The 1,040-nt window shown below is 68.9% G+C and carries 1 protein-coding gene; it reads left to right on the forward strand.

Going from position 1 to position 1,040, the window contains the following annotated elements:
• Nucleotides 1-1,040: efflux RND transporter permease subunit (locus VBE63_RS30130; protein WP_323686640.1), on the forward strand; the 1,040-nt coding region annotated here is incomplete at both ends.

The raw sequence follows: 1,040 nt of genomic DNA on the forward strand, positions 1-1,040 counted from the left end.
ACTCGGTGCCGGTGGCGGCGAGCAGGTGATCTTCCTCAAGGACGTGGCGCGGATCAGCCGCAGCGTCGTCGAGCCGCCGCGGGTGCTGGTGGGCTATGACGGGCAGCCGGCCATCGGCCTCGGCGTGTCCAATGTCGCTGGCGGCAATGTGGTCGCGATGGGCGATGCGGTGCGCGCGCGGCTCGCCGAGCTGGAATCCCAGCGACCGGTGGGCATGGAGCTGAACGTCGTCTCCTACCAGTCCGACTCGGTGCGCGCAGCGGTCGATGGCTTCGTCTGGAACCTGGTCGCGGCGGTGGTGATCGTGGTCGGCGTGCTAGTGCTCTTCATGGGGCTGCGCAGTGCGCTGGTGGTCGGCATCGTGCTGGTGCTGACGGTGGCCGGCACCCTGATCGCGATGCAGCTGGACGGCATCGCCATGCAGCGCATCTCGCTCGGTGCGCTGATCATTGCGCTCGGCATGCTGGTCGACAATGCCATCGTCGTCACCGATGGCATCCTGGTACGCCTGCAGCGGGGCGAGGACCGCCGCCAGGCGGCCATCGACGTGGTCCAGGCGACGCAGTGGCCGCTACTCGGCGGCACCGCCGTCGGCATCCTCGCCTTCAGCGCCATTGGTCTCTCGCCGACGGACATGGGTGAGTACGCCGGCTCGCTGTTCTGGGTGATCCTCTACTCGATGCTGCTGAGCTGGGTGCTGGCGGTGACCATCACACCACTGCTCTGCGTGGTCTTCCTCAAGGTCAAGCCGGCGACGGAGGCCAACGGCACCCGGCAGCCGGTGCTCAACGGCTACCGGAGCCTGCTGCGCTCGCTGCTACGGCATCGGCTCGGCACCGGGCTCGCGTTGCTGGCGTTGCTGGTAGCGGGCGTCCTGGGCTCCGGCTTTGTGACGCCCGGCTTCATGCCGGAATCGGCGCGGCCGCAGTTCGTCGTCGACCTGTACCTGCCCCAGGGCACCGACATCGCCGTTACGGCCGCGGAGCTTGGCGAGATCGAGGAGACCGTCCGCGCCCAGCCCGGCGTCACCCATGCGACCC

Origin of the sequence: Lamprobacter sp. (assembly GCF_034860625.1) — a bacterium.
Taxonomy (GTDB): domain Bacteria; phylum Pseudomonadota; class Gammaproteobacteria; order Chromatiales; family Chromatiaceae; genus Lamprobacter.